Origin of the sequence: Marinobacter sp. (assembly GCF_048266785.1) — a bacterium.
Taxonomy (GTDB): Bacteria; Pseudomonadota; Gammaproteobacteria; order Pseudomonadales; family Oleiphilaceae; genus Marinobacter.
Genome location: NZ_JBLWYX010000007.1, coordinates 82,785 through 103,314, shown reverse-complemented (window position 1 = coordinate 103,314; position 20,530 = coordinate 82,785). Strand labels below are relative to the sequence as shown.

The following is a 20,530-nucleotide window of genomic DNA, read 5'->3' as shown; positions in this document are numbered from 1 at the left end:
TTAAATGGACGCTTTTAACAGAAGCAAGGGAGTTGGTCATGGTTGATAAGCCACACCTTGATAAGGAAGCTCTGGCAGAGCTTCAGGACGTAATGGAAAATGAATTCTCGATACTGATCCAGACCTATCTGAACGATTCAAAAGAGCGAATCGAGAGCCTGAAGGCAGCTATGAATGTCGGGGATACAGACGCCTTCGCGAAGACTGCCCATAGCTTTAAGGGCAGTTGCATCAATATCGGGGCTCCACGCCTTGGAGAGCTGTGCAGGGAAGCGGAAACAGCCGGGAAAAACGAGCGTCTGAGTGACGTGCCACCAGTTTTGCACGCTATTGAGGAAGAATTTCAACAAGTGACAGATGCGCTCAATACGCTGATGATGCGGGGCGCCGGGTAGGAAAGGGAGCATTAACTGATTGCTGCTGGCATTGCTTTTGCATTTGATTGGGAAATCGCCTGAAACTCAGATCTGAAAGGGACTGAACAGTGCGTCTACCGATCAAAAGCGGCAAGAGGTTGCCATGACACAGATGGTTCTTCCCCAGACTCCCGCGCCCGGCGCGCAGAACGACGTCGGCGCATCCAAAGCCGGTGCTCGTCGAGATAATGACGCCGGTGAAAGTCGGTATGAATCTGTTTCCCGTGCTGAGCAGAAACGACTTGATCGACAGCAGTCCGAGCGCAACGATGGGCCCCGGAATGCCGGGCAAGCCGACGCCAAAGATGCCCGAAAAGAAGACAGCGCGTCGTCAGCGAACCAGGCCGGAGCGGACATAGACAACAGGGAGCCGGGCAAGGGTGGTAACACTGCCGAAACAGGTGAAGGCAAAGTGTCTGAAGAGGGAACCGCGATAGAGATCGCGGAGGCAGCTCCTGAAATGGAGGTCGTCACTACTCCTCTGACCTTTGCCCAGTTGCAGGCGTTATTGCTGCCAGCAACCGGACAGGCAGCAGTGGCCGGAGATGCGGCAGTCGCCGGAGATGCAGCAGGTTCCGCAGCGAGCTCGGCTGTCATACAGGGTTCCGCGCTTTTCCCAGGGCTTGCCGGGGGTAAGTCCTCATCTGGCAGTAGTGGTGAGATGATGGCCGGCCTGCAAATAACCGATGCCCTGGTGCCGACCGCCGGAGAAAAAGCCAGTGTTACGGATCCTTCAAGCCTGCTCAGTGGCACCCGTTTTGAATCTGCCATGGAGCTGGTTTCTCAACAAAGCGCCAGCTCCGCCGGCAAGCTCGCAGCAGAAGCCCTGGTGCCCCTGAAGGGTTACGCGACGTCGGTTGATGTGCCCGTAAACCATGCACAGTGGGGTGATAAACTGATGGGTAAGCTCAGTTGGCTGACCGCCAAAAACCTGTCAGTGGCCGAGATTCATCTGACCCCGCCTGATATGGGGCCAATGGAAGTCCGGGTTCGGGTTCAAAATGATCAAGCCACTATCACCGTTCATGCGGCTAACCCGGTTGTGCGGGATCAGCTGGAACTGCATTCGCACCGGCTACGTGACATGCTGGGCGAGCAAGGCCTTTCCCTGGCTCAGTTTGACGTCTCAGACAATTCACAGAACCAGCCCGGAGAGCAGGGTGCAGGTGATGGAGAAGCTCTGTCTTCGGGCTCTGGTACAGAGCTTTCGGCGGCACAAGACGGTGAAGCTGACACTCAGGCTGGCAGTCTGGACTTGAGCTGGAACGGCGCGGTCGATATTTTTGCGTGAGCGCCTGCGCCATCTCATTGAGTACTCCTCGCCGATCCGCTTTGCCCATCCCTTCGCGCAACGCTAAACTGCGGTTCTGAGCGGGAGGGTTGGGCCTTGTGGCCCGCCCTTTGCAGTCATTCTGTAAAAGTCATGGAAAAGCACTTTCATTGACGGATTTCTGGCGAAAAACACTATGGCAGAAAATAGCGCCCCCGAGGCTACACCGGCCAAGAAAGGTAAACTGAAGCTGATCATCCTGATTACGGTGGCGGTGATACTGGCGATTGCACTGTCGGTAGCTGGCACTTTGTGGTTGCTTGGTGGCGGATTGCCCGGAATGGGCGACGATACACAAGCCGAGGACGATGTGGTGGTAGAAACCTTCGTGCCAACCGCTTATCTGAACATCGAAAAAGCCCTGGTGACAACGGTGCAAGGTGAAGGCCCTCAGCGCTACGCACAGGCTTATGTGGCTTTCAGCGCAACAGATCCGCAGGCGCTGGCCGCAGCCAAACTGCATATGCCCTTGATTCGCAGTCAGCTTGTGATGGTGCTCGGTAGCAGTAGTTTTGCGGAACTGCAGACACCCGAGGGCAGGCAGGGCCTGGCGGAAAACATGCTGGTTACGATTAACCAGGTGCTGGAACAGGAAGGCGAGCCCAGCGTCAATCAGGTGCTGTTCAGGAATTTTGTAGTGCAATAGAGATTGAATTAGAGAGTGTATTAGCGCCCGGACCCGGGCAAGGCTTTCAGCGGCAGGACAAAGTATGCAGGATTTACTGTCACAGGATGAAATTGATGCGCTCCTCCACGGCGTGGATGACGGTGACATTGATACCTATGAAGAGTCTGACGAGACCGGCGTAAAAAACTACGATCTCGCCAGCCAGGATCGTATCGTACGCGGTCGAATGCCCACGTTGGAGATGATCAACGAGCGCTTTGCCCGCTACACCCGCATCAGTCTGTTCAATCTTCTGCGTCGTAATGCGGATGTCTCCACCGGTGGCGTCCAGATCATGAAGTTTGGTGAATACATACACACGCTTTATGTACCCACCAGTCTGAATCTGTGTAAGGTTCGCCCTTTGCGGGGAACATCCCTGTTTGTTCTGGATGCGAAACTGGTATTCAAGCTGGTTGACAACTTTTTCGGGGGTGAGGGGCGGCACGCAAAGATCGAGGGCCGGGAGTTCACACCTACGGAAAACCGCATTGTGCAGATGGTGCTTAACCAGGTTTTCAACGATATGCAGGAAGCTTGGCAAGCGGTCACCAAGGTGGATTTTGAGTACCTCAGCTCCGAGGTAAACCCGGCCATGGCCAACATTGTCAGTCCCAGCGAAGTGGTGGTGGTCAGTACCTTCCACATTGAGTTGGATGGTGGCGGTGGTGAGCTGCACTTTGCTTTGCCCTATTCAATGATTGAACCGATCCGGGATGTGCTTGATGCCGGGGTGCAAAGTGACATTGACGATGTCGATGAGCGCTGGGTCAATGCGTTGCAGGAGGATATCAAGGAGGTAGATGTTCCGGTCAATACCACAGTCTGTCGACGCAGGATTTCCCTGAGAGATATCGCCAAACTGAAAGCCGGCGATATTATTCCCGTAGAAGTGCCGGAATACCTGACAGTAACGGCCAATGGCATACCCATATACAAGGCAACCATGGGAACCCGGGACGGAAAACTGGCGCTTAGAATTCATGAACGGGCGACACGGCCCAAGTTAAAAAAACAACTGAAGGTAGGACGCAATGGCTGACGACAAAAAAGACGGTCAGGAGCTGAGCGAAGACGAAAAGCTGGCAGCCGAATGGGAGGCAGCCATGGAAGAGACCGGTGACGAGGGCGCAGAAGAATCCCGGGATGATGAGTGGGCGGAAGCTATGGAGGAAGCTGGCGAGAAGGGCGGAGGTGCCAATAGCGGTGTACGAGCAGCGCCTATGGAAGAATTCGATGAGGTGTCCATGGCTACTCAGGGCAGTGGGCCACCACCGGATCTCGACGTCATTCTGGACATTCCCGTCAGTATCTCTATGGAAGTGGGCAATACCCAGATTCCTATTCGCAACCTTCTGCAATTAAACCAGGGTTCGGTTATCGAGCTGGATCGGCTGGCGGGTGAGCCGCTGGACGTGCTGGTGAACGGCACGCTTATCGCTCACGGCGAGGTGGTCATGGTCAACGAAAAGTTCGGTATTCGCCTGACCGACGTCATTAGCCCCGGTGAACGCATCAAACGGCTGCAAAAATAGGATGTGGATGAAAACGGCGGGCTTATCACTGTTGCTTTCGGCCATGCCTGTCATGGCCGAAGAAACGGCCAAAACGATACAGGGCAGTCCGGGCGGAACGCCTGACACACTCGGCACCCTGCTCAGCCTTGGTGCCGGGCTGGTGGCGGTAATTGCCGTGATATACGGTTGCGCCTGGATCATCCGCCGGATGAACGGGATGACGGGCATGAACAACAATGCGATCAAGGTCGTGTCCGTAATGGCCATAGGTGCCCGTGAACGTATCGCCCTGATTGAAGTGGGTGGACAACAGATCCTTTTGGGGATCACCCCGTCGGCTATTCGCACGCTGCAGGTTTTTGAAGAGCCGATTGTAGATGCCAATAACCCGAACACCGGCGATTTTGCCCGACGCTTGCAAAGCATGATCGGCAAATCCTGGACAGCCCCGCACAAGGAATGAACAGGCCCATGATGGTGGCAACGCTTAAACGATTCATTCCGCTGTTTGTTCTGCTCGGCGGCCTGTTCTGGGTACCGCTGTCATTTGCGGACCTGCCCGGCATTCCCGCCTTTACGGTTCAACCCGGTGAAGGCGAGGGCATTCAGGAATACTCGGTAACCCTGCAGATTCTGGCGCTGATGACCGCGCTGACGTTTCTACCGGCCATGCTGATGATGATGACATCCTTCACCCGCATCATCGTGGTGTTTGCTATCCTGCGCCAAGCTCTGGGCCTGCAGGCAACACCCTCCAACCAGATACTGCTCGGTCTGGCTCTGTTTCTCAGTATTTTTATCATGAAGCCGGTTCTCGAAGAAGCCAATCGCGTCGGGTTACAGCCGTACCTTCAGGAAGAAGTTACGTCGCTGGAAGCGGTTGAACTGGCCAGCGAGCCCTTCAAGAAATTCATGCTGGAACAGACCCGGGAAGACGACTTGGCGCTGTTCATGCGTATTGCCGACGTTCAGTACGATACAGCACAGGATGTTTCGTTCTGGATCCTGATGCCTGCGTTCGTGACCAGCGAGCTCAAAACAGCGTTTCAAATAGGGTTTATACTGTTTATCCCGTTTCTGATTCTCGACATGGTTGTGGCCAGCGTACTGATGGCAATGGGTATGATGATGCTGTCACCCATTATCATCTCGCTGCCGTTCAAGATCATGCTGTTTGTTCTGGTGGATGGCTGGGCCCTGATCATGGGCACGCTGGCTGCCAGTTATGGAATATAGGAGGAAGCCATGACTCCGGAAACTGTTATCGACATCCTGCGGGAAGCGCTGTGGATGATCGTGCTTTTCGCCTCCGTGATTATCGGCCCGGGGCTGGTTATTGGCCTGGTAGTGAGTACCTTTCAGGCCGCGACCCAGATCAACGAACAAACGCTCAGTTTCCTGCCTCGCCTGTTGGTAACGCTCATTGTTATCATCGTTTTGGGTCCCTGGTTACTGACCAAGCTTCTGGATCACGCACACCGGCTGATCTCCAGCATCCCTTTCCTGATCGGCTGATCCATGACCCCCATGGAACTCAATGCAGATATTCTTGGCCAATGGGTTGGGCAGCACCTCTGGCCACTGTTCCGCCTGGCCAGCTTTCTGATGGTCATTCCCATTTTCGGAACCCAACTGGTGCCGGCAAGAGTGCGCCTCGGGCTGGCCCTGTTAATGACCATACTGATCGTGCCCATGATCCCGGAAGTGCCCAAGGTTGAAGCCTTGAGTGCCGACGCTGTCATCATTACCTTGCAGCAGATTCTGATTGGCGTAGGCATGGGGTTTGCGCTGACGGCCCTTTGGCAGCTGTTTGTTATCGCCGGCCAGATGATAGCCATGCAAATGGGCCTGGGCTTCGCCTCCATGGTCGATCCTGCCAACGGCGTTAACGTGCCCGTGCTGGCTCAGATCTACACCATAACCGTAACCTTGTTGTTCCTGGCCATGAACGGCCACCTGGTAGCGTTTGAAGTCTTCATCGAAAGCTTTCGAACCCTACCCATCGGCATGGAAGGCCTGGGGCAGGCGGGTGTCTGGGAGTTGGCGCACCGCATAAGCTGGATGTTCACCTCCGCCATGTTGCTGGCACTGCCGGCCGTAACGGCTGTGCTCATCGTCAGCATATCCTTCGGCGTCATGACCCGGGCGGCGCCCCAGATGAACATCTTTGCCCTGGGCTTCCCGATTGGCCTGATTTTTGGATTGTTTGCCATATGGGTGCTGCACGCCAATTTTCTGCCGCACTTTGAAGATTACACACGGCAAACCTTTGAGTTTATGCGAAACCTTCAGGGGCAGCCCTAGTTTCCTGGCGACACCTCAAGAGTTAGAGCATGGCAGAAGAGAACGACAACAGTCAGGAGAAAACCGAAGAGGCCACCCCCCGAAGGCTTGAAAAAGCCAAGGAGGATGGCCAGACAGCCCGATCAAAAGAGTTGGCCACCATGGCTGTTCTGATTGCCGGCGCCGGTGGTTTATTGATGTTCGGATCTCAGCTGGGTGCCGCCATGGAGGCCATCATGCGCGATGCCTTCACGCTGGAGCGCTCGGCCATATTCGACACCCGGCACATGAGCATTCAGCTCATGGCTTCCGCCAAAGAGGCCGCCTGGGCTCTGGCGCCCATCTTCCTGCTCCTGCTGGTCGCTGCCGTTGCCGGCTCCATAGGTATTGGAGGATTACTGTTCAGCGGCAAAGCCATAGCCCCCAAACTCAATCGCATGGACCCGATTAAAGGCCTGGGCCGGATGTTCTCCATGCGTTCGCTGATTGAGCTGGTCAAGGCCATCGCCAAAGTTGGCCTGGTAATGGCTGTAGCCATTTTTATCCTGAATATCCGCACCGAAGACTTGCTTGCCATAGCGGAAGAGTCCGCCATACCCGCGATGGAGCACGTACTCTGGACTTTGGGCTGGAGCTTCTTTGTGCTCGCCTGTGCCACTATCGTTATTGCGATTATAGACGTGCCTTTCCAGATTTTTGATCACCAGAAAAAACTGCGAATGACCAAGCAGGAAGTTAAAGACGAGTACAAAGACAGCGAAGGCAAGCCCGAGGTCAAAGGCAAAATCCGTCAGCTTCAACGGGAAATGGCTCAGCGCCGCATGATGCAGGACGTACCCACTGCAGACGTGGTCATCACCAACCCGACCCACTACGCGGTAGCTCTGAAGTACGATCCTGACTCCATGGGCGCACCTATGGTCGTGGCCAAAGGCAATGACGAGACTGCCTTCAAGATTATGGAAATTGCCCGTGAGTACAAAGTCGAAATTCTCCGTACACCACCGCTTGCTCGTGCGGTTTACCACAACAGCGACATAGGCGACGAAATCCCGGATGGCCTGTATATGGCCATCGCCCAGGTACTGGCCTACGTGTTCCAGCTCCGGCAGTTCCGCAAGGGGCGCGGGCCCAAGCCCGGGATGCCTGATCTTCCGATTCCTTCGGATTTGCGGCGGGATATCTGAGCTGGGTTTCTGGCCTGTTAGCTTGGGCTCCCAGCGTGCTGATTTGGGGGGGTAGAGTGGTGGTGGGTGGCCTTTCCAGGACACGCTACGAGCCCATCCATGGGGGCTTGACGGTGGCCGTCCTTGGCCACCGACAGTCCTGAAAAGGCCACCCACCACTACTCTTTTCAAATTTTGCGATATCTCAACAGTCAAACCGCAGACGTGGAAAGGGGCTTTGCACGGCCTGCTGGCACTTAAGTTAAAGGCTGCTAGCAGGCGTACACAGGTGTTAGTCTTCTTTATGCTCGTAAATAGCCTTACCCCAGGCCTCGCGGTCGCCCGGAAGTATCAGGTTCAGGATGATGGCTGCCACCGCACTCAGGGCGATACCCTCAAGGTGGCCCAGAACCATGCCGCCGATGCCGAACACCAGGGTCACACCCACGATAACCAGATTCCGCGCCAGAGAAAGATCCACCTGGTGGCGGATCAGTGTGCTCATGCCGACAACTGCAATGGAACCGAACAGCAGACACAAAATGCCGCCCATAACCGGTACCGGAATTGTCTGCAGAACCGCACCGAATTTTCCCACAAAGGCCAGAACGATCGCCGTACACGCCGCCCACCACATAACCTTCGGGTTAAAGTTACGGGTCAGCATCACAGCGCCGGTTACTTCAGAGTAGGTCGTGTTCGGTGGCCCGCCCAGCATAGCGGCAGCACTGGTAGCCAGGCCGTCGCCCAGCAGAGTGCGGTGCAGGCCGGGTTTTTCGAGATAGTTTTTGCGGGTGACGTTGCCAATCGCCAGAATATCGCCAATGTGCTCAATGGCCGGCGCAATGGCAACCGGAATCATGAACAGGATAGCGCCCCAGCTGAACGCTGGCGCCACAAAGTTGGGAATCGCAAGCCAAGCTGCCTGCTGAATAGGTGTGGTATCAACAATGCCAGCGAAAGCAGACAGGACATATCCAACAATCACACCAAACATGATCGGAACCAGGCGGAAGATACCCTTGGACCAGACCGAAGCAACAATGGTCACGGTGAGTGAGATCATCGCAATCCAAAGCGCCGTAGCTTGCGGTATCAGCTGGGCTGCGCCATCGCCAGTGCGACCGGAAGCCATGTGTACCGCAACGGGTGCCAGGCCAAGGCCAATCACCATAATGACCGGCCCGATAACCACAGGGGGCAACAGGCGGGTTACAAAGCCGGTACCACGCAGTCGTATTGCACCACTAAGCAGGATATAAAGAATACCCGCGGCCATCAGGCCGCCGAGCGTTTCCTCAAGGCCGAACTTGCCCTTGGAGGCGATAACCGGCGCGATAAACGCAAAAGATGAAGCAAGGAAAATCGGAATCTGGCCGCCGGTCACGATATGGAATATCAGTGTGCCCAGACCGGCGGTGAACAGTGCAACGTTGGGGTCGAGGCCTGTGATCAGTGGCATAAGAACCAGCGCGCCGAAGGCTACAAGCAGCATCTGTGAGCCGGCAATCGCCTGCTTCCAGACAGGGTCCCTGGTGTGGTCTTCCATGATCAGGCGTCCTTCTGCTTGGTACCAAAAATCTTGTCGCCCGCATCGCCGAGCCCAGGCAGGATGTAGCCTTTTTCATTCAGGCAGTCGTCCACAGAAGCAGTATAAATGGAAACATCCGGATGTTTTTCCAGAACCTTTTTCACACCTTCCGGAGCCGCCACCAGAATCAGCGCGCGGATTTCAGTGCTGCCAGCTTTCTTGAGCAGATCAATGGTGGAAATCATAGAGCCCCCGGTCGCCAGCATGGGGTCAACAATCAGCGCCATGCGCTGATCCAGTTCGCCAACCAGCTTCTCCAGATAAGTGTCGGCCTCCAGGGTTTCTTCATTCCGGATCTGGCCAACCACACTGACCCGGGCGACCGGAATCAGGCTCAGAACACCGTCCAGCATGCCTAGCCCCGCACGCAGGATAGGTACGACCGTGATTTTTTTACCGTGAATCTGCTCCACGTTCACCGGCCCGGCCCAGCCTTCAATGGTTTTTTTCTGCAGGCTGAAATCCTTGGTGGCTTCATACGTCAGCAAAGCGCCGACTTCTTGTGCCAGCTCACGAAAATTCTTGGTACTGATCTCCGCGCGACGCATCAGGCCGAGTTTGTGTCTGATCAGGGGGTGTCTTACCTCGTGGACTGGCATGGGCTCACCTGTTTGTGTGTTTTGGGGGGTGTCGTTAGGGGTTCAGTGTCGCGTTTTAGTGGCGCAAGGATACCGTATCTTGGAATGTGAGTCAGGCAGGGAAAGGCAGCTTGCGAATGAAAAATTCAACACGATGGTATGGATCTTGCGGTATCACTGCAAAAGACGCCTGGGTGTCAGAATTTCGACCCTGAAAACGCCCTCAGAAACAGTGAATCGGAGATGCTTCCGGCATGGACAGAGCTTTAGTCCTTAGTAACGTCAAATCCCTGACGCGGGGCAACCTCGGTGTGCCTGTCATGCTGATGGGCCTGTTGGGCATGATGATACTGCCCATGCCCGCTTTTCTTCTGGACGTGTTTTTTACGTTCAATATCACGCTCTCGATTGTCATTCTTTTGGTCTGCGTATACGCGCTGCGGCCGATGGAATTTGCCTCCTTTCCCACGGTACTGCTGGTAGCAACCCTGCTGCGCCTGGCGCTAAATGTGGCTTCCACCCGAATTGTATTGTTGGAAGGGCATGAAGGTGGCGATGCGGCCGGTAAGGTCATCGAATCGTTCGGGGCGGTGCTGATCGGCGGTAACTACGCGGTCGGTCTTGTGGTTTTTGCCATACTGATGATTATCAACTTTCTGGTTGTCACTAAGGGTGCCGGCCGGGTTTCGGAAGTCAGCGCGCGGTTTACCCTGGATGCGATGCCGGGTAAGCAGATGGCCATTGATGCCGATCTGAACGCCGGCCTTGTCAATCAGGACGAAGCCAAGCACCGGCGTGCCGAGATAGCGCAGGAGGCGGATTTTTACGGTTCCATGGACGGTGCGTCCAAGTTTGTAAAAGGTGATGCTGTTGCCGGCCTGCTGATCCTCGCGATCAATATTATTGGCGGTGTTGCCATCGGAATGATTCAGCATGGCCTTGATTTCGGGCTTGCTATGGAGCGCTACGCGCTGCTCACTATCGGTGATGGGCTGGTCGCTCAGATTCCGTCACTGCTGCTTTCTACCTCTGCTGCCATCATGGTTACCCGGGTAACTTCCAGCCAGGATATGGGCGGACAGATTCTTCAGCAGATGTTCAATGCGCCCAAAGCCCTTGCGATCGCGGCCGGTATTCTTATTCTGCTGGGTCTGGTTCCCGGGATGCCTCATGTGGCGTTTCTGGGGTTAGGCAGCCTTGCTGCTGGGGGCGCCTGGTTTATCTGGAAGAAAGACCAGCAGACGGTGGAAGAGAGTGGCATGTTCCACGGCCGGGGAGGCACCGTTGTAGCGCCTGGATCCGGGGGGCGCGATATACCGCTGGCCGGTGATGCGGGTGGTGATCCGGGTCGCCAGTTGCCGGCGCCAGGGGAAACCCGGGAGCTGGGTTGGGACGATGTAGCAACGGTGGATATTGTCGGGTTAGAAGTTGGCTACCGCCTGATTCCGCTGGTCGATAAATCCCAGGGTGGTCAGTTGCTGAGCCGCATAAAAGGCGTGCGTAAAAAACTGTCCCAGGACATGGGCTTTCTGATGCCCTCCGTGCACATTCGCGACAACCTGGACCTCATGCCGAATGTGTATCGCATTACGCTGATGGGCGTGACCATCGCGGAGGCGGAAATACATCCCGACCGGGAGTTGGCAATCGATCCCGGCCAGGTATTCGGAAAAATAGAAGGTATAGAGGGTAAGGATCCTGCTTTTGGCCTGGAGGCGAGCTGGATTGAGCCGGAAAAGAAAGATCAGGCCCAGACCCTTGGTTATACCGTGGTGGATGCCAGCACCGTTGTTGCGACACACCTGAACCAGGTTCTGCAGAAACACGCTCACGAACTGCTGGGGCACGAAGAAGTCCAGAAATGGCTGGATCAGCTGGAAAAAGTCTCGCCGAAGCTGACGGAAGAGTTAGTGCCGACCACTGTGTCCATCAGCCTTTTGCTGAAAGTGCTTCAGAACCTGCTCAAAGAGGAAGTTCCTATCCGTGATATGCGCTCCATTGCAGAAGCCATGGTGAACGTGCATCCGAAGAGCCAGGACCCCAGATTGTTGACCACGGTGGCGCGTCAGGCGCTGCGGCGGATGATCGTTCAAAGCATCTGCGGCAACGATCAGGAAATCCCGGTAATTACTCTGGATCCGGATCTGGAACAGTTATTGCTAAAGTCTGTTCAGCAGAGTCAACAATCTGGCGGCCAGGAAGACATAGGTATGGTTCTGGAGCCAAACATGGTGGAAAAACTGCAGCGCTCTTTACAAGACAGCGTGCAGCGCCAGGAGATGCTGGGTAAGCCCGCCATTCTGCTGGTATCCGGACCGCTGAGGCCGGTGCTGGCCAAGTTTGCCAGCTACGGTGTGGAGCGGCTGCATGTGCTCTCGTACCAGGAAATACCGGATAACAAACAGATTACGATCGTGGCGTCCGTGGGCCAGTAAGCACGCGGATGAAAGAACGGACAGCGCCAAAACAGCGTTGCCGGTGGAGGATGCAATAACATGAAAGTGAAACGTTTTTTTGCCAAAAGCATGGCCGAAGCGCTGAAACAGGTAAATGAGCAGATGGGGCCGGATGCTGTCATCCTTTCTAACCGGCGGGTCGACGGAGGCGTCGAGATTGTCTGTGCGCTGGATTACGACGAAAATATGGCGCGCCAAAGCTTGGGCGATAAAGCGATAGAAGCCACCAACGGATCCCGGCTCGGTGAAATGCAGGCAGAGCAACACCGCCGCCTGGAAGATGAGTTAAGCCGCTCCCGTTCCCGTATTCGCGATGTTCGCGAAAATCGCGCAATGCGCAGTCAGGGCTATGCTGACGCTTCATTTGCGGAGCTGCATAAAGCAGCGAGTGATGGTTTTGATGAACCACGCTCGACGGGCGCCAGCAGTAATACCGACTATTCCGATGAGCTTGCCCGTATGCGTGCAGAAATCAGCTCATTGCGGGATCTTATGAGTGGCCAGCGTAAAGAGCCAGAAAAGCCTGGCGTCAATGCAGTTCAGCAGCGGCTTGCGGAGCGGCTGCAGGAGTTTGGCCTGAGCGCGGACCTGGCAGGCTCTCTCTCCCGCCGACACAAAGGCGGGAAGCTGGAGGACGGCTGGAAGCAGTCCTTGAAAATGCTCGTCACCGGTGTGCGAACTCCGCATAAAGAGTGGCTCGACGAGGGAGGCGTTTATGCGTTGGTCGGCCCTACGGGCTCCGGCAAGACCACCACGATTGGTAAACTGGCTGCCCGCTATGTGTTGAAGCACGGCGCCGATTCGTTGGCGCTGGTTACCACCGATCGTTATCGGGTTGCCGCGCATGAGCAGCTTTTTGTATTTGGCCGTATTCTGAACGTGCCGGTTCGAGTGGTAGACGAGAGCCACACACTGGATGATATTCTTGATGACTTGTCGGATCGTCATCTGGTACTGATTGATACTGCGGGGCTGACCAGCTCAGACAAGGGCTATCAGGAGCAGCTGGCGGAGCTTGCCCGCAGCCACCACAAAGTGCGCACACACCTGGTTGTTTCGGCAACCAGTCAGCCGCGTATTATGAAATCCGTATGGCATTGCTATAAGATGGCAGGTCTTACAGGCTGCGTGATGACAAAGATCGACGAGGCCCTGACGCTGGGCGAATCTCTGGGCTTTGTAATGGAGACCGGATTACCGGTGGCCTACTACACAGATGGTCAGAAAATTCCGGAAGATTTGCACCATGCCGAAGCGGTTCCGCTTGTTCGCCTGGCAGTCGAGCGTCTTAAAACGCTTCAACAACAGGCGGCAGCAGAGCGCTTACGGGGCGCAGAGCGGCCGCGTGAAATGGCATGAGACCGTGAAGATCCGCGTTGTACCCAGCTATGAGTCATAACCGGCTAACCGTTGCGAGAGACAATAAACAGTATGAGCAAACCACATCCGGTACAGGTGATCGCAGTTTCCGGCGGCAAGGGCGGTGTCGGCAAGAGTAACGTGTCGGTCAATCTTGGTATTGCTTTGGCGCAGAAGGGCAGACGTGTAGTTTTGCTTGATGCCGATCTGGGTCTTGGCAACATTGATGTGCTGCTTGGTATTACAGCTAACCGTACGTTACAGGATGTGTTGGCGGGCGAGTGCGATCTCAGAGACATACTGGTTAATGGCCCAGGTGGTATCAAAATTGTTCCCGCATCGTCCGGTACGCAACGCATGACTCAGCTCAGTCCAATGGAGCATGCTGGCCTTATCAATGCGTTCAGCGAGCTGGGCGATCAGATTGATGTGCTTATCGTGGACACGGCAGCCGGCATTTCCGAGTCGGTCGTGAGTTTTCTTCGGGCCTCCCAGGAATTGCTGATGGTGGTTTGCGATGAGCCGACATCGATTACCGACGCTTACGCTCTGATTAAACTGATGAATCGCGACTACGGTACCAACCGCTTCCGCATTCTCGCCAATCAGGTGGCAAATGAGCAGGAAGGCCGCCACCTGTTTGAAAAACTGACCAGGGTTACTGAACGCTTTCTGGATGTGGCACTACAGTACGTGGGTATGGTGCCGTACGACGAAGCCGTGAAAAAAGCGGTCCAACGTCAGAAAGCCGTGCTGGAAGCCTACCCCCGGGCCAAGGCATCGCTCGCGATCAAGGCTCTGGCCGACAAAGTGGAAAGCTGGCCGCTGCCTTCATCCCCTCGCGGACATCTGGAGTTTTTTGTGGAGCGACTCGTCGAAGTCTGAAACCGATCCCGTCAAACAATACCGGATACATGACATTGACGAAAAATTTGGGAATCTACAGCCAGGCAGGCGCAAAGAGCTCTTCAGAGCTGATCGAGACGCACGCGCCCCTGGTCAAGAAAATTGCTCTCCATCTATTGGCGCGACTGCCCGCATCCGTGCAGCTCGATGATCTTATGCAGGCCGGTATGATCGGTTTGCTTGAGGCTGCCCAACGCTACAGTTCCACCAAAGGCGCAACTTTCGAGACTTATGCCGGTATCCGCATCCGGGGTGCCATGGTGGATGATATCCGCAAAGGCGACTGGGTGCCGCGCTCTGTTCACAGGAACGGGCGCCGCGTTGCCCAGGCTATCAAGGCAGTTGAAAATCGTTTGGGACGTGAAGCCCAGGACGCGGAGGTTGCCGAAGAGCTCGGTATGGGGCTTTCTGAATACCACGCCACTTTGTCTGATTCGAACAGTGGGCGACTTTTTAGCCTTGATGAGCTAAATGAATCCGGAGAGCTGCCGATAGGAGAAACAGAGACCCGTGATAATCCACTGGACGGACTGGCTTCTGATTCCTTTCGCAGCAATCTGGCAGCGGCTATTGAGCAGCTGCCAGAGCGGGAAAAGCTGGTTCTGAGCCTGTATTACCAAGAGGAGCTGAACCTTAAGGAAATTGGCGCTGTGTTGGGCGTCAGCGAAAGCAGGGTCAGCCAGATTCACAGTCAAGCTGCGCTGCGACTGCGTGGCAGGCTCTCGGAATGGCGCCATGAGGATGGCCAATAGGCCCGGCTCAGGTATCCCGATCGTACTGGAGTGTAGTATTTGGTAACCGATGCTTTACAACCGTGATAAAGATCAGACAATAAGTGCTTAAATCAGCGGCCTGCCAAATTTTGAGCGCAAAGGTCAAACGAATTCCGGGTCTTACTTACTGGAGGTCCCTTTGGACAAGAACATGAAAATTCTCATTGTGGATGATTTCTCCACAATGCGGCGGATTATCAAGAACCTGCTCCGTGATCTGGGTTTCACCAATACGGATGAAGCTGATGATGGCAACACGGCTTTGCCTATGCTCAAAAGCGGTAAATACGATTTTCTGGTGACAGATTGGAACATGCCTGGAATGTCTGGCTTTGATCTGCTCAAGGCAGTGCGGGCCGATGACAATCTGAAAACTCTCCCGGTGTTGATGGTTACGGCCGAAGCCAAACGCGACCAGATTGTGGCGGCTGCTCAAGCCGGCGTGAATGGGTATGTGGTGAAGCCTTTCACCGCCGCTGTTCTCAAGGAAAAAATTGAGAAAATTTTTGAACGAATCCAGTAATCAGAGATTGGATGGATCGCATGAGTGATAACGAGAAGATCCACCGGGGTCTCGAGCCGGAAGTAACTGAAAAGCTCCGGCAGCAGACGGCAGAGCTTAGCCGATGCGTTGAAGGCGGAGATTATGCCGGCGCTATGACCCTGATCAATGAGCTGGGCGAGGTCCGGGATCAGAGTCTGTATCGGGAAGTGGGACGACTGACCCGATCGCTTCATGAATCAATCCGGAATTTCCAGATAGACCCACGCAGTCCCGAACAGAAGGAAGTTCTGTCGATGATGACAGACGCCTCAGATCGGCTTGCCTACGTTGTCCAGATGACCGGCCAGGCTGCCAATCGCACCATGGATCTGGTTGAAGAAAGTATGCCCGTAGCCAATGCAATGCGTGACGAAGCGACCGCTTTGCGGGAGGAATGGCAGCGTTTGCGTCGCCGTGAAATGCAACCTGCGGAGTTTCGTGAACTATACGGTCGGATTGACAACTTTTTTGTAAGCCTGACCCAGGACGCCGATACGATTTACAGCAGCCTCTCCGAAATTCTTTTGGCGCAGGATTTTCAGGATCTGACCGGACAGGTGATTCAGCGTGTCACGACGCTGGTTAAAGACGTGGAAGAGCAGATGCTCAGCCTTGTTGTCATGGCCAGCCATGTCGACAGGCTCACCGGCACCGTTCATCAGATTGAAGGCCCGGACGTATCTGCTGAGCAGGGCGTGGGGCCTCAGATCAAGGCTGAAGAGCGTGAAGATGTAGTTTCGGGGCAAAACGACGTAGATGATCTGTTGTCCAGTCTCGGTTTCTGAATTTAAGAGGTTAACCCATGGCGTTTGATGCCGATGATGAGATCCTGCAGGACTTCCTCGTAGAAGCCGGAGAGATTCTCGAAAAACTGTCTGAGCAACTTGTCGATCTTGAGCAACATCCTGATGACAGCAACCTGCTCAACGCAATATTTCGTGGGTTTCATACCGTCAAAGGTGGTGCAGGTTTCCTGCAGCTTGAGGCACTTGTTAACTGCTGTCACTCCGCAGAAAATGTGTTCGACATTCTACGCAACCATAAGCGGCAGGTGGATTCAGAGCTTATGGACGTTGTCCTGGAAGTTCTGGACCACGTGAACGCCATGTTTGATCAGGTGCGCAATCGGGAAGAACTTACGCCTGCGCCTGATCAATTGATCGCCGCACTGGACGCTCTGGCCTTGCCGCAGGATGCCGTTGCGAAAGCGTCAGGCGAATCCCGGGAAGAATCCCCGGAAGCCGGGGCAGATGGCGGTGATATTACCGACGAGGAATTTGAACAACTGCTTGATGCTCTGCACGGGGAAACTCCCGCCGCCGGGGCAGGTGCGAGCCAGGCGCATGAGCAGCCAGTTGGCAACAACAGTGATGGCGCCGGCAATGAGATTACCGATGATGAATTTGAAGCCTTGCTGGATGAGCTTCATGGCAAAGGCAAATTTGCAGCGCCGGAAGCCCCGGCCGCGGATTCCGGCGCAACAGGCTCAGGTGGCCCGGCAACAAGCAGCAGTGGCGAGCTAATCAGCGACGATGAATTCGAAAAACTGCTGGACGAGCTGCACGGCAAGGGCGGCAGCCCAACAACCGGTAGCGGAAAAAAACCCGATGAACCTTCACAGATAAAAGCAGAACCCGGCCCCGGACCTGCGAAAAGCAAGTCTGATTCAAAGCCGGCCGCCAAACAGGCTCCTGAAAAAGCTGCGCCTGCGGCACCCGCCCGAGAGCAAGCGCCGGTTGCAGAAACCACTGTACGCGTCGATACCAAGCGTCTTGACGACATTATGAATATGGTGGGTGAACTGGTTTTGGTACGCAACCGGCTGCAGCGGCTGGGTTCTGCGAGCGAAGACGAGCACATGCACAAAGCGGTATCCAGCCTTGATGTCGTGACGACAGACCTGCAGGCCGCTGTCATGCAAACCCGGATGCAGCCGATCAAGAAAGTATTCGGCCGTTTTCCGCGTGTTGTTCGCGATCTTGCCCGTGGCATGAACAAGGAAGTGAACCTTGTCATGCACGGCGAGGACACCGATCTCGATAAAAACCTCGTCGAAGCGCTGTCGGATCCACTTGTCCACCTGGTGCGGAACTCGGTGGATCACGGCATTGAAGCGCCGGACGTGCGCGAAAAAGCCGGCAAGCCGCGGCAGGGTACAGTCACGCTTTCGGCAGAGCAGGAAGGGGATCATATTCTCCTGTCTATTGATGACGATGGCGCCGGTATGGATCCGGAAGTACTGCGACGCAAAGCCGTGGAGAAAGGAATTTACGATCAGGATGCAGCCGATCGCCTGACCGATACGGAGTGTTTCAACCTGATCTTCGCCGCTGGCTTTTCCACCAAAGAGCAGATTTCTGACGTTTCTGGCCGCGGTGTGGGTATGGATGTGGTCAAGACCAAAATCGGCCAGCTCAACGGTCAGCTCAGCATTGTTTCAAAGCTGGGCAAAGGTTCACGCATCATCATCAAGGTGCCTTTGACCCTGGCAATCATGCCAACGTTGATGATCATGCTGGGCAACCAGTCTTTTGCGCTGCCGTTGGTGAATGTGGTGGAAATTTTCCATCTGGATCTGACCCGCACCAATATTGTGGACGGCCGCGAATGCATTGTTGTGCGCGACAAGGTGTTCCCGTTGTTTCATATAAAGCGGTGGTTGGTTAAACGCTCTGTCGCCAAGGGTGAATCTGAAAATGGCCATGTGGTGATCGTGTCCATGGGCACCCGCCAGGTTGGCTTTGTAGTTGATCAGTTGGTGGGCCAGGAAGAAGTGGTTATCAAGCCTCTTGGGCGCGGGCTTCAGGGTACACCCGGTATGGCTGGCGCCACGATCACCGGCGACGGCCGTATCGCGCTTATTATTGATGTTCCCAGCCTGTTGCAGCGTTACAGCTGACGGCGTTTCATAAAAGCTGAGGGCGCTTCATGGTAGCTGAGGGCTCTTCATGATCGCTGAGGGCTCTTCATGATCGCTGAAGACTCTGTGGGACAACATATTTTTGGTAGGAGAAACGGATGACAGTTTCTGTCCTGGTCGTCGACGATTCAGGGTTCTTCCGCAAACGGCTGACGGAGATACTGACTGCATCCGGACAGATTCGGGTGGTGGGTGTTGCGTCCAATGGCCGGGAAGGCGTTGAGCTGGCTGAATCACTGCGCCCGGATGTTATTACCATGGATTACGAAATGCCGATCATGGACGGTATTTCGGCTGTGCGTGAGATTATGAAAAGGCACCCTGTGCCGGTGTTGATGTTTTCTTCCCTTACCTATGAAGGTGCCAGAATTACGCTGGATGCACTCGAAGCCGGGGCCGTAGACTTTCTGCCTAAAAACTTTGAAGAAATTGCCCGCGATGGCAGCCAGTTGCAGAAAATTCTGATTGATCGCGTGCTTGATGTTGCGCGAAGCCGGCCTTCCAGTCGGGTTTCGCACTCTACTTATCAATCGCCGTCTCAATCTTCTTCTCACTCTTCACGACCCGATCAGTCAGCCTCGGGCACGGTTTTTTCCAGGCCTTCAGCTCCGGGCCGCCCGGACACGCGACCGCTGCCATCGGGCGATCAGAGTGCGCAGGGCGTACCCAGTCGCCCCTCACGAAAAGGTCCGGCCAGGCACTTTGCTGTTGTCGGTATCGGCACCTCTACCGGTGGGCCTGTCGCGCTCCAGCGAGTTCTGGCGGCACTGCCGGCAACGTTTCCTTCGCCCATTGTGCTGGTTCAACATATGCCAGCGAGTTTTACTCCAGCGTTTGCAGAGCGTCTCAACAAGCTGTGCAAGATAGAAGTTCGCCAGGCTGAGGACGGCGATATTTTGCGTCCAGGGTTGGCATTGCTGGCACCGGGCGGCAAACAGATGATGGTTGAAAACCGCGGTGGACAGCCCCGGGTGCGTATTTTGCCCGGAGACGAACGGCTGAATTATCGGCCCTGTGTGGACGTTACCTTTGGTTCTCTGGCACGCGCATACCCGGGAAAAACACTGGGTGTGATCCTGACGGGAATGGGGTCAGACGGCCGGGAAGGCTGCCGCATGATGAAACAGAGTGGTTCGCAAATCTGGTCTCAGGATGAAAAATCATCGGTGATCTACGGTATGCCCATGGCCGTTGCGAAAGCGGGCCTGAGCGATGAGGTTCTGGCTCTTGATGACGTAGCCCCGAGGCTGATTGAGGGCGTTAGCTGATGGATTTTCTCAGCCTGCTTGGAGTTGTTCTGGCATTTGCCGCCATTCTCGGTGGCAACCTGCTTGAGGGTGGGGCGCTGAGTTCCCTCTTTAATGGCCCTGCGGCGATTATCGTTATTGGCGGCACCTTGGCGGCCACTATTCTCCAGACCTCCTGGCCGACCCTGAAAAGAGCCTTCGCACAGGCCCAATGGGTGTTTGTTCCTCCTTACATCAGTATCGAAGACGGCATTGGCAAGGTAATCGACTGGAGCGTAAAGGCTCGTAAACAAGGCCTGCTTGGGCTTGAGGGGTTGACTGAGAAAGAGCCGGAAAACTTTGCCCGCAAAGGCTTGCAGCTGCTGGTGGATGGGGCAGAAACAGAAACAATCCGAAGCATCATGGATATTGATCTGGAGTGCCGTGAGCAGCGGGATCTGGAGTCTGCCCGGGTGTTTGAAGCCATGGGCGGCTATTCACCGACGATCGGTATTATCGGTGCCGTTATGGGACTGATCCAGGTAATGACCAACCTTGAAGACCCGGAATCGCTCGGCAACGGGATTGCCACGGCTTTCGTAGCAACTATTTACGGCGTAGCACTGGCAAACCTGCTGTTTTTTCCGGTTGCCAACAAGCTTCGCGGGCTGGTGAAGGAGCGCTCGAGATACGAAGACATGATGATTGATGGCCTTATCGCCATTGCGGAGGGTGAGAACCCTAAATCCATTGAATTGCGGCTGCGGGGCTTCCTGCAGTAGGCAAACCCGGTTCCTA

General features: G+C 55.2%; 21 protein-coding genes. 19 read left to right on the top strand and 2 right to left on the bottom strand.

The annotated features are described in order from the left end of the window. Positions 1–38 precede the first annotated feature (38 nt). The 10 genes from ACN0V1_RS11900 (at position 39) to flhB (ending at position 7,400) form a co-directional block, all read left to right on the top strand. Positions 39–395, top strand: coding sequence for an Hpt domain-containing protein (locus tag ACN0V1_RS11900; RefSeq protein ID WP_417545203.1), 357 nt, complete (start codon positions 39–41; stop codon positions 393–395). A gap of 124 nt (positions 396–519) precedes the next feature. Next, positions 520–1,707 carry a flagellar hook-length control protein FliK gene (locus ACN0V1_RS11895; protein ID WP_417545202.1) on the top strand — a complete coding sequence of 396 codons (1,188 nt, stop codon included), beginning with the start codon at positions 520–522 and terminating at the stop codon, positions 1,705–1,707. 175 nt (positions 1,708–1,882) lie between these two features. After that, the gene (locus ACN0V1_RS11890) at positions 1,883–2,392 is read left to right on the top strand and encodes a flagellar basal body-associated FliL family protein (RefSeq protein ID WP_417545201.1); all 510 of its coding nucleotides are present in this window, start codon (positions 1,883–1,885) and stop codon (positions 2,390–2,392) included. A 64-nt stretch (positions 2,393–2,456) separates the two neighbouring features. Next, complete coding sequence (fliM, locus tag ACN0V1_RS11885; RefSeq protein WP_417545200.1) at positions 2,457–3,455, top strand: flagellar motor switch protein FliM; 999 nt, start codon at positions 2,457–2,459, stop codon at positions 3,453–3,455. Further along, on the top strand, positions 3,448–3,948 hold the full coding sequence (gene fliN / locus ACN0V1_RS11880) for a flagellar motor switch protein FliN (protein ID WP_417545199.1): 501 nt from the start codon (positions 3,448–3,450) through the stop codon (positions 3,946–3,948). The genes fliM and fliN overlap by 8 nt, the downstream gene beginning before the upstream one ends. A 1-nt stretch (position 3,949) precedes the next feature. After that, entirely contained in the window at positions 3,950–4,393 is a 444-nt protein-coding gene (gene fliO, locus ACN0V1_RS11875) for a flagellar biosynthetic protein FliO (RefSeq protein WP_417545198.1), read from the top strand. A gap of 8 nt (positions 4,394–4,401) precedes the next feature. Further along, complete coding sequence (gene fliP / locus ACN0V1_RS11870; RefSeq protein ID WP_417545197.1) at positions 4,402–5,166, top strand: flagellar type III secretion system pore protein FliP; 765 nt, start codon at positions 4,402–4,404, stop codon at positions 5,164–5,166. Between the two features lie 9 nt (positions 5,167–5,175). Continuing rightward, positions 5,176–5,445 (top strand): flagellar biosynthesis protein FliQ, encoded by a 270-nt coding sequence (fliQ, locus tag ACN0V1_RS11865; protein ID WP_417545196.1) that lies wholly within the window; start codon positions 5,176–5,178, stop codon positions 5,443–5,445. A 3-nt stretch (positions 5,446–5,448) separates the two neighbouring features. After that, positions 5,449–6,234: a flagellar biosynthetic protein FliR gene (gene fliR, locus ACN0V1_RS11860; RefSeq protein ID WP_417545195.1), complete on the top strand. Its 786-nt coding sequence runs from the start codon at positions 5,449–5,451 to the stop codon at positions 6,232–6,234. Positions 6,235–6,263: 29 nt separating this feature from the next. After that, the gene (gene flhB, locus ACN0V1_RS11855; RefSeq protein ID WP_417545194.1) at positions 6,264–7,400 is read left to right on the top strand and encodes a flagellar biosynthesis protein FlhB; all 1,137 of its coding nucleotides are present in this window, start codon (positions 6,264–6,266) and stop codon (positions 7,398–7,400) included. 271 nt (positions 7,401–7,671) lie between these two features. Here flhB and ACN0V1_RS11850 read toward each other — a convergent pair whose 3' ends face one another. Together ACN0V1_RS11850 and upp are read right to left on the bottom strand one after the other, a co-directional pair. Beyond that, positions 7,672–8,928, bottom strand: coding sequence for a uracil-xanthine permease family protein (locus ACN0V1_RS11850; protein ID WP_417545193.1), 1,257 nt, complete (start codon positions 8,926–8,928; stop codon positions 7,672–7,674). 2 nt (positions 8,929–8,930) lie between these two features. After that, the gene (gene upp, locus ACN0V1_RS11845; protein WP_417545192.1) at positions 8,931–9,569 is read right to left on the bottom strand and encodes a uracil phosphoribosyltransferase; all 639 of its coding nucleotides are present in this window, start codon (positions 9,567–9,569) and stop codon (positions 8,931–8,933) included. 233 nt (positions 9,570–9,802) lie between these two features. On the opposite strand from upp, the gene flhA reads away from it, so the two are divergent. The 9 genes from flhA to ACN0V1_RS11800 all read left to right on the top strand — a co-directional run bounded on the left by flhA (position 9,803) and on the right by ACN0V1_RS11800 (position 20,514). After that, positions 9,803–11,983, top strand: a complete 2,181-nt coding sequence (gene flhA, locus ACN0V1_RS11840; RefSeq protein WP_417545191.1) for a flagellar biosynthesis protein FlhA — start codon at positions 9,803–9,805, stop codon at positions 11,981–11,983. Between the two features lie 60 nt (positions 11,984–12,043). Beyond that, a complete protein-coding gene (flhF, locus tag ACN0V1_RS11835) occupies positions 12,044–13,363 on the top strand; it encodes a flagellar biosynthesis protein FlhF (protein WP_417545190.1) in 1,320 nt (439 codons plus the stop codon). 72 nt (positions 13,364–13,435) lie between these two features. Continuing rightward, positions 13,436–14,248, top strand: a complete 813-nt coding sequence (locus ACN0V1_RS11830) for a MinD/ParA family protein (RefSeq protein ID WP_417545189.1) — start codon at positions 13,436–13,438, stop codon at positions 14,246–14,248. Positions 14,249–14,277: 29 nt separating this feature from the next. Then, positions 14,278–15,021 (top strand): RNA polymerase sigma factor FliA, encoded by a 744-nt coding sequence (locus ACN0V1_RS11825; RefSeq protein WP_417545188.1) that lies wholly within the window; start codon positions 14,278–14,280, stop codon positions 15,019–15,021. A 160-nt stretch (positions 15,022–15,181) separates the two neighbouring features. Next, positions 15,182–15,565, top strand: coding sequence for a chemotaxis response regulator CheY (gene cheY, locus ACN0V1_RS11820; protein ID WP_072796801.1), 384 nt, complete (start codon positions 15,182–15,184; stop codon positions 15,563–15,565). A gap of 20 nt (positions 15,566–15,585) precedes the next feature. Next, positions 15,586–16,371: a protein phosphatase CheZ gene (locus tag ACN0V1_RS11815; RefSeq protein ID WP_417545187.1), complete on the top strand. Its 786-nt coding sequence runs from the start codon at positions 15,586–15,588 to the stop codon at positions 16,369–16,371. Positions 16,372–16,388: 17 nt separating this feature from the next. Continuing rightward, entirely contained in the window at positions 16,389–18,485 is a 2,097-nt protein-coding gene (locus tag ACN0V1_RS11810; RefSeq protein WP_417545186.1) for a chemotaxis protein CheA, read from the top strand. A 119-nt stretch (positions 18,486–18,604) separates the two neighbouring features. Next, positions 18,605–19,774: a protein-glutamate methylesterase/protein-glutamine glutaminase gene (locus ACN0V1_RS11805; RefSeq protein WP_417545185.1), complete on the top strand. Its 1,170-nt coding sequence runs from the start codon at positions 18,605–18,607 to the stop codon at positions 19,772–19,774. Further along, positions 19,774–20,514, top strand: a complete 741-nt coding sequence (locus ACN0V1_RS11800; RefSeq protein WP_417545184.1) for a flagellar motor protein — start codon at positions 19,774–19,776, stop codon at positions 20,512–20,514. Before ACN0V1_RS11805 ends, ACN0V1_RS11800 begins: the two co-directional genes overlap by 1 nt. The last annotated feature ends 16 nt before the right edge of the window (positions 20,515–20,530 follow it).

Excerpts from the sequence above, each read along its gene's own strand:
- ACN0V1_RS11900 (WP_417545203.1), top strand. The coding sequence starts at position 39 with ATGGTTGATAAGCCACACCTTGATAAGGAAGCTCTGGCAGAGCTTCAG.
- ACN0V1_RS11895 (WP_417545202.1), top strand. The coding sequence starts at position 520 with ATGACACAGATGGTTCTTCCCCAGACTCCCGCGCCCGGCGCGCAGAAC.
- ACN0V1_RS11890 (WP_417545201.1), top strand. The coding sequence starts at position 1,883 with ATGGCAGAAAATAGCGCCCCCGAGGCTACACCGGCCAAGAAAGGTAAA.
- fliM (WP_417545200.1), top strand. The coding sequence starts at position 2,457 with ATGCAGGATTTACTGTCACAGGATGAAATTGATGCGCTCCTCCACGGC.
- fliN (WP_417545199.1), top strand. The coding sequence starts at position 3,448 with ATGGCTGACGACAAAAAAGACGGTCAGGAGCTGAGCGAAGACGAAAAG.
- fliO (WP_417545198.1), top strand. The coding sequence starts at position 3,950 with ATGTGGATGAAAACGGCGGGCTTATCACTGTTGCTTTCGGCCATGCCT.
- fliP (WP_417545197.1), top strand. The coding sequence starts at position 4,402 with ATGATGGTGGCAACGCTTAAACGATTCATTCCGCTGTTTGTTCTGCTC.
- fliQ (WP_417545196.1), top strand. The coding sequence starts at position 5,176 with ATGACTCCGGAAACTGTTATCGACATCCTGCGGGAAGCGCTGTGGATG.
- fliR (WP_417545195.1), top strand. The coding sequence starts at position 5,449 with ATGACCCCCATGGAACTCAATGCAGATATTCTTGGCCAATGGGTTGGG.
- flhB (WP_417545194.1), top strand. The coding sequence starts at position 6,264 with ATGGCAGAAGAGAACGACAACAGTCAGGAGAAAACCGAAGAGGCCACC.
- ACN0V1_RS11850 (WP_417545193.1), bottom strand. The coding sequence starts at position 8,928 with ATGGAAGACCACACCAGGGACCCTGTCTGGAAGCAGGCGATTGCCGGC.
- upp (WP_417545192.1), bottom strand. The coding sequence starts at position 9,569 with ATGCCAGTCCACGAGGTAAGACACCCCCTGATCAGACACAAACTCGGC.
- flhA (WP_417545191.1), top strand. The coding sequence starts at position 9,803 with ATGGACAGAGCTTTAGTCCTTAGTAACGTCAAATCCCTGACGCGGGGC.
- flhF (WP_417545190.1), top strand. The coding sequence starts at position 12,044 with ATGAAAGTGAAACGTTTTTTTGCCAAAAGCATGGCCGAAGCGCTGAAA.
- ACN0V1_RS11830 (WP_417545189.1), top strand. The coding sequence starts at position 13,436 with ATGAGCAAACCACATCCGGTACAGGTGATCGCAGTTTCCGGCGGCAAG.
- ACN0V1_RS11825 (WP_417545188.1), top strand. The coding sequence starts at position 14,278 with ATGACATTGACGAAAAATTTGGGAATCTACAGCCAGGCAGGCGCAAAG.
- ACN0V1_RS11815 (WP_417545187.1), top strand. The coding sequence starts at position 15,586 with ATGAGTGATAACGAGAAGATCCACCGGGGTCTCGAGCCGGAAGTAACT.
- ACN0V1_RS11810 (WP_417545186.1), top strand. The coding sequence starts at position 16,389 with ATGGCGTTTGATGCCGATGATGAGATCCTGCAGGACTTCCTCGTAGAA.
- ACN0V1_RS11805 (WP_417545185.1), top strand. The coding sequence starts at position 18,605 with ATGACAGTTTCTGTCCTGGTCGTCGACGATTCAGGGTTCTTCCGCAAA.
- ACN0V1_RS11800 (WP_417545184.1), top strand. The coding sequence starts at position 19,774 with ATGGATTTTCTCAGCCTGCTTGGAGTTGTTCTGGCATTTGCCGCCATT.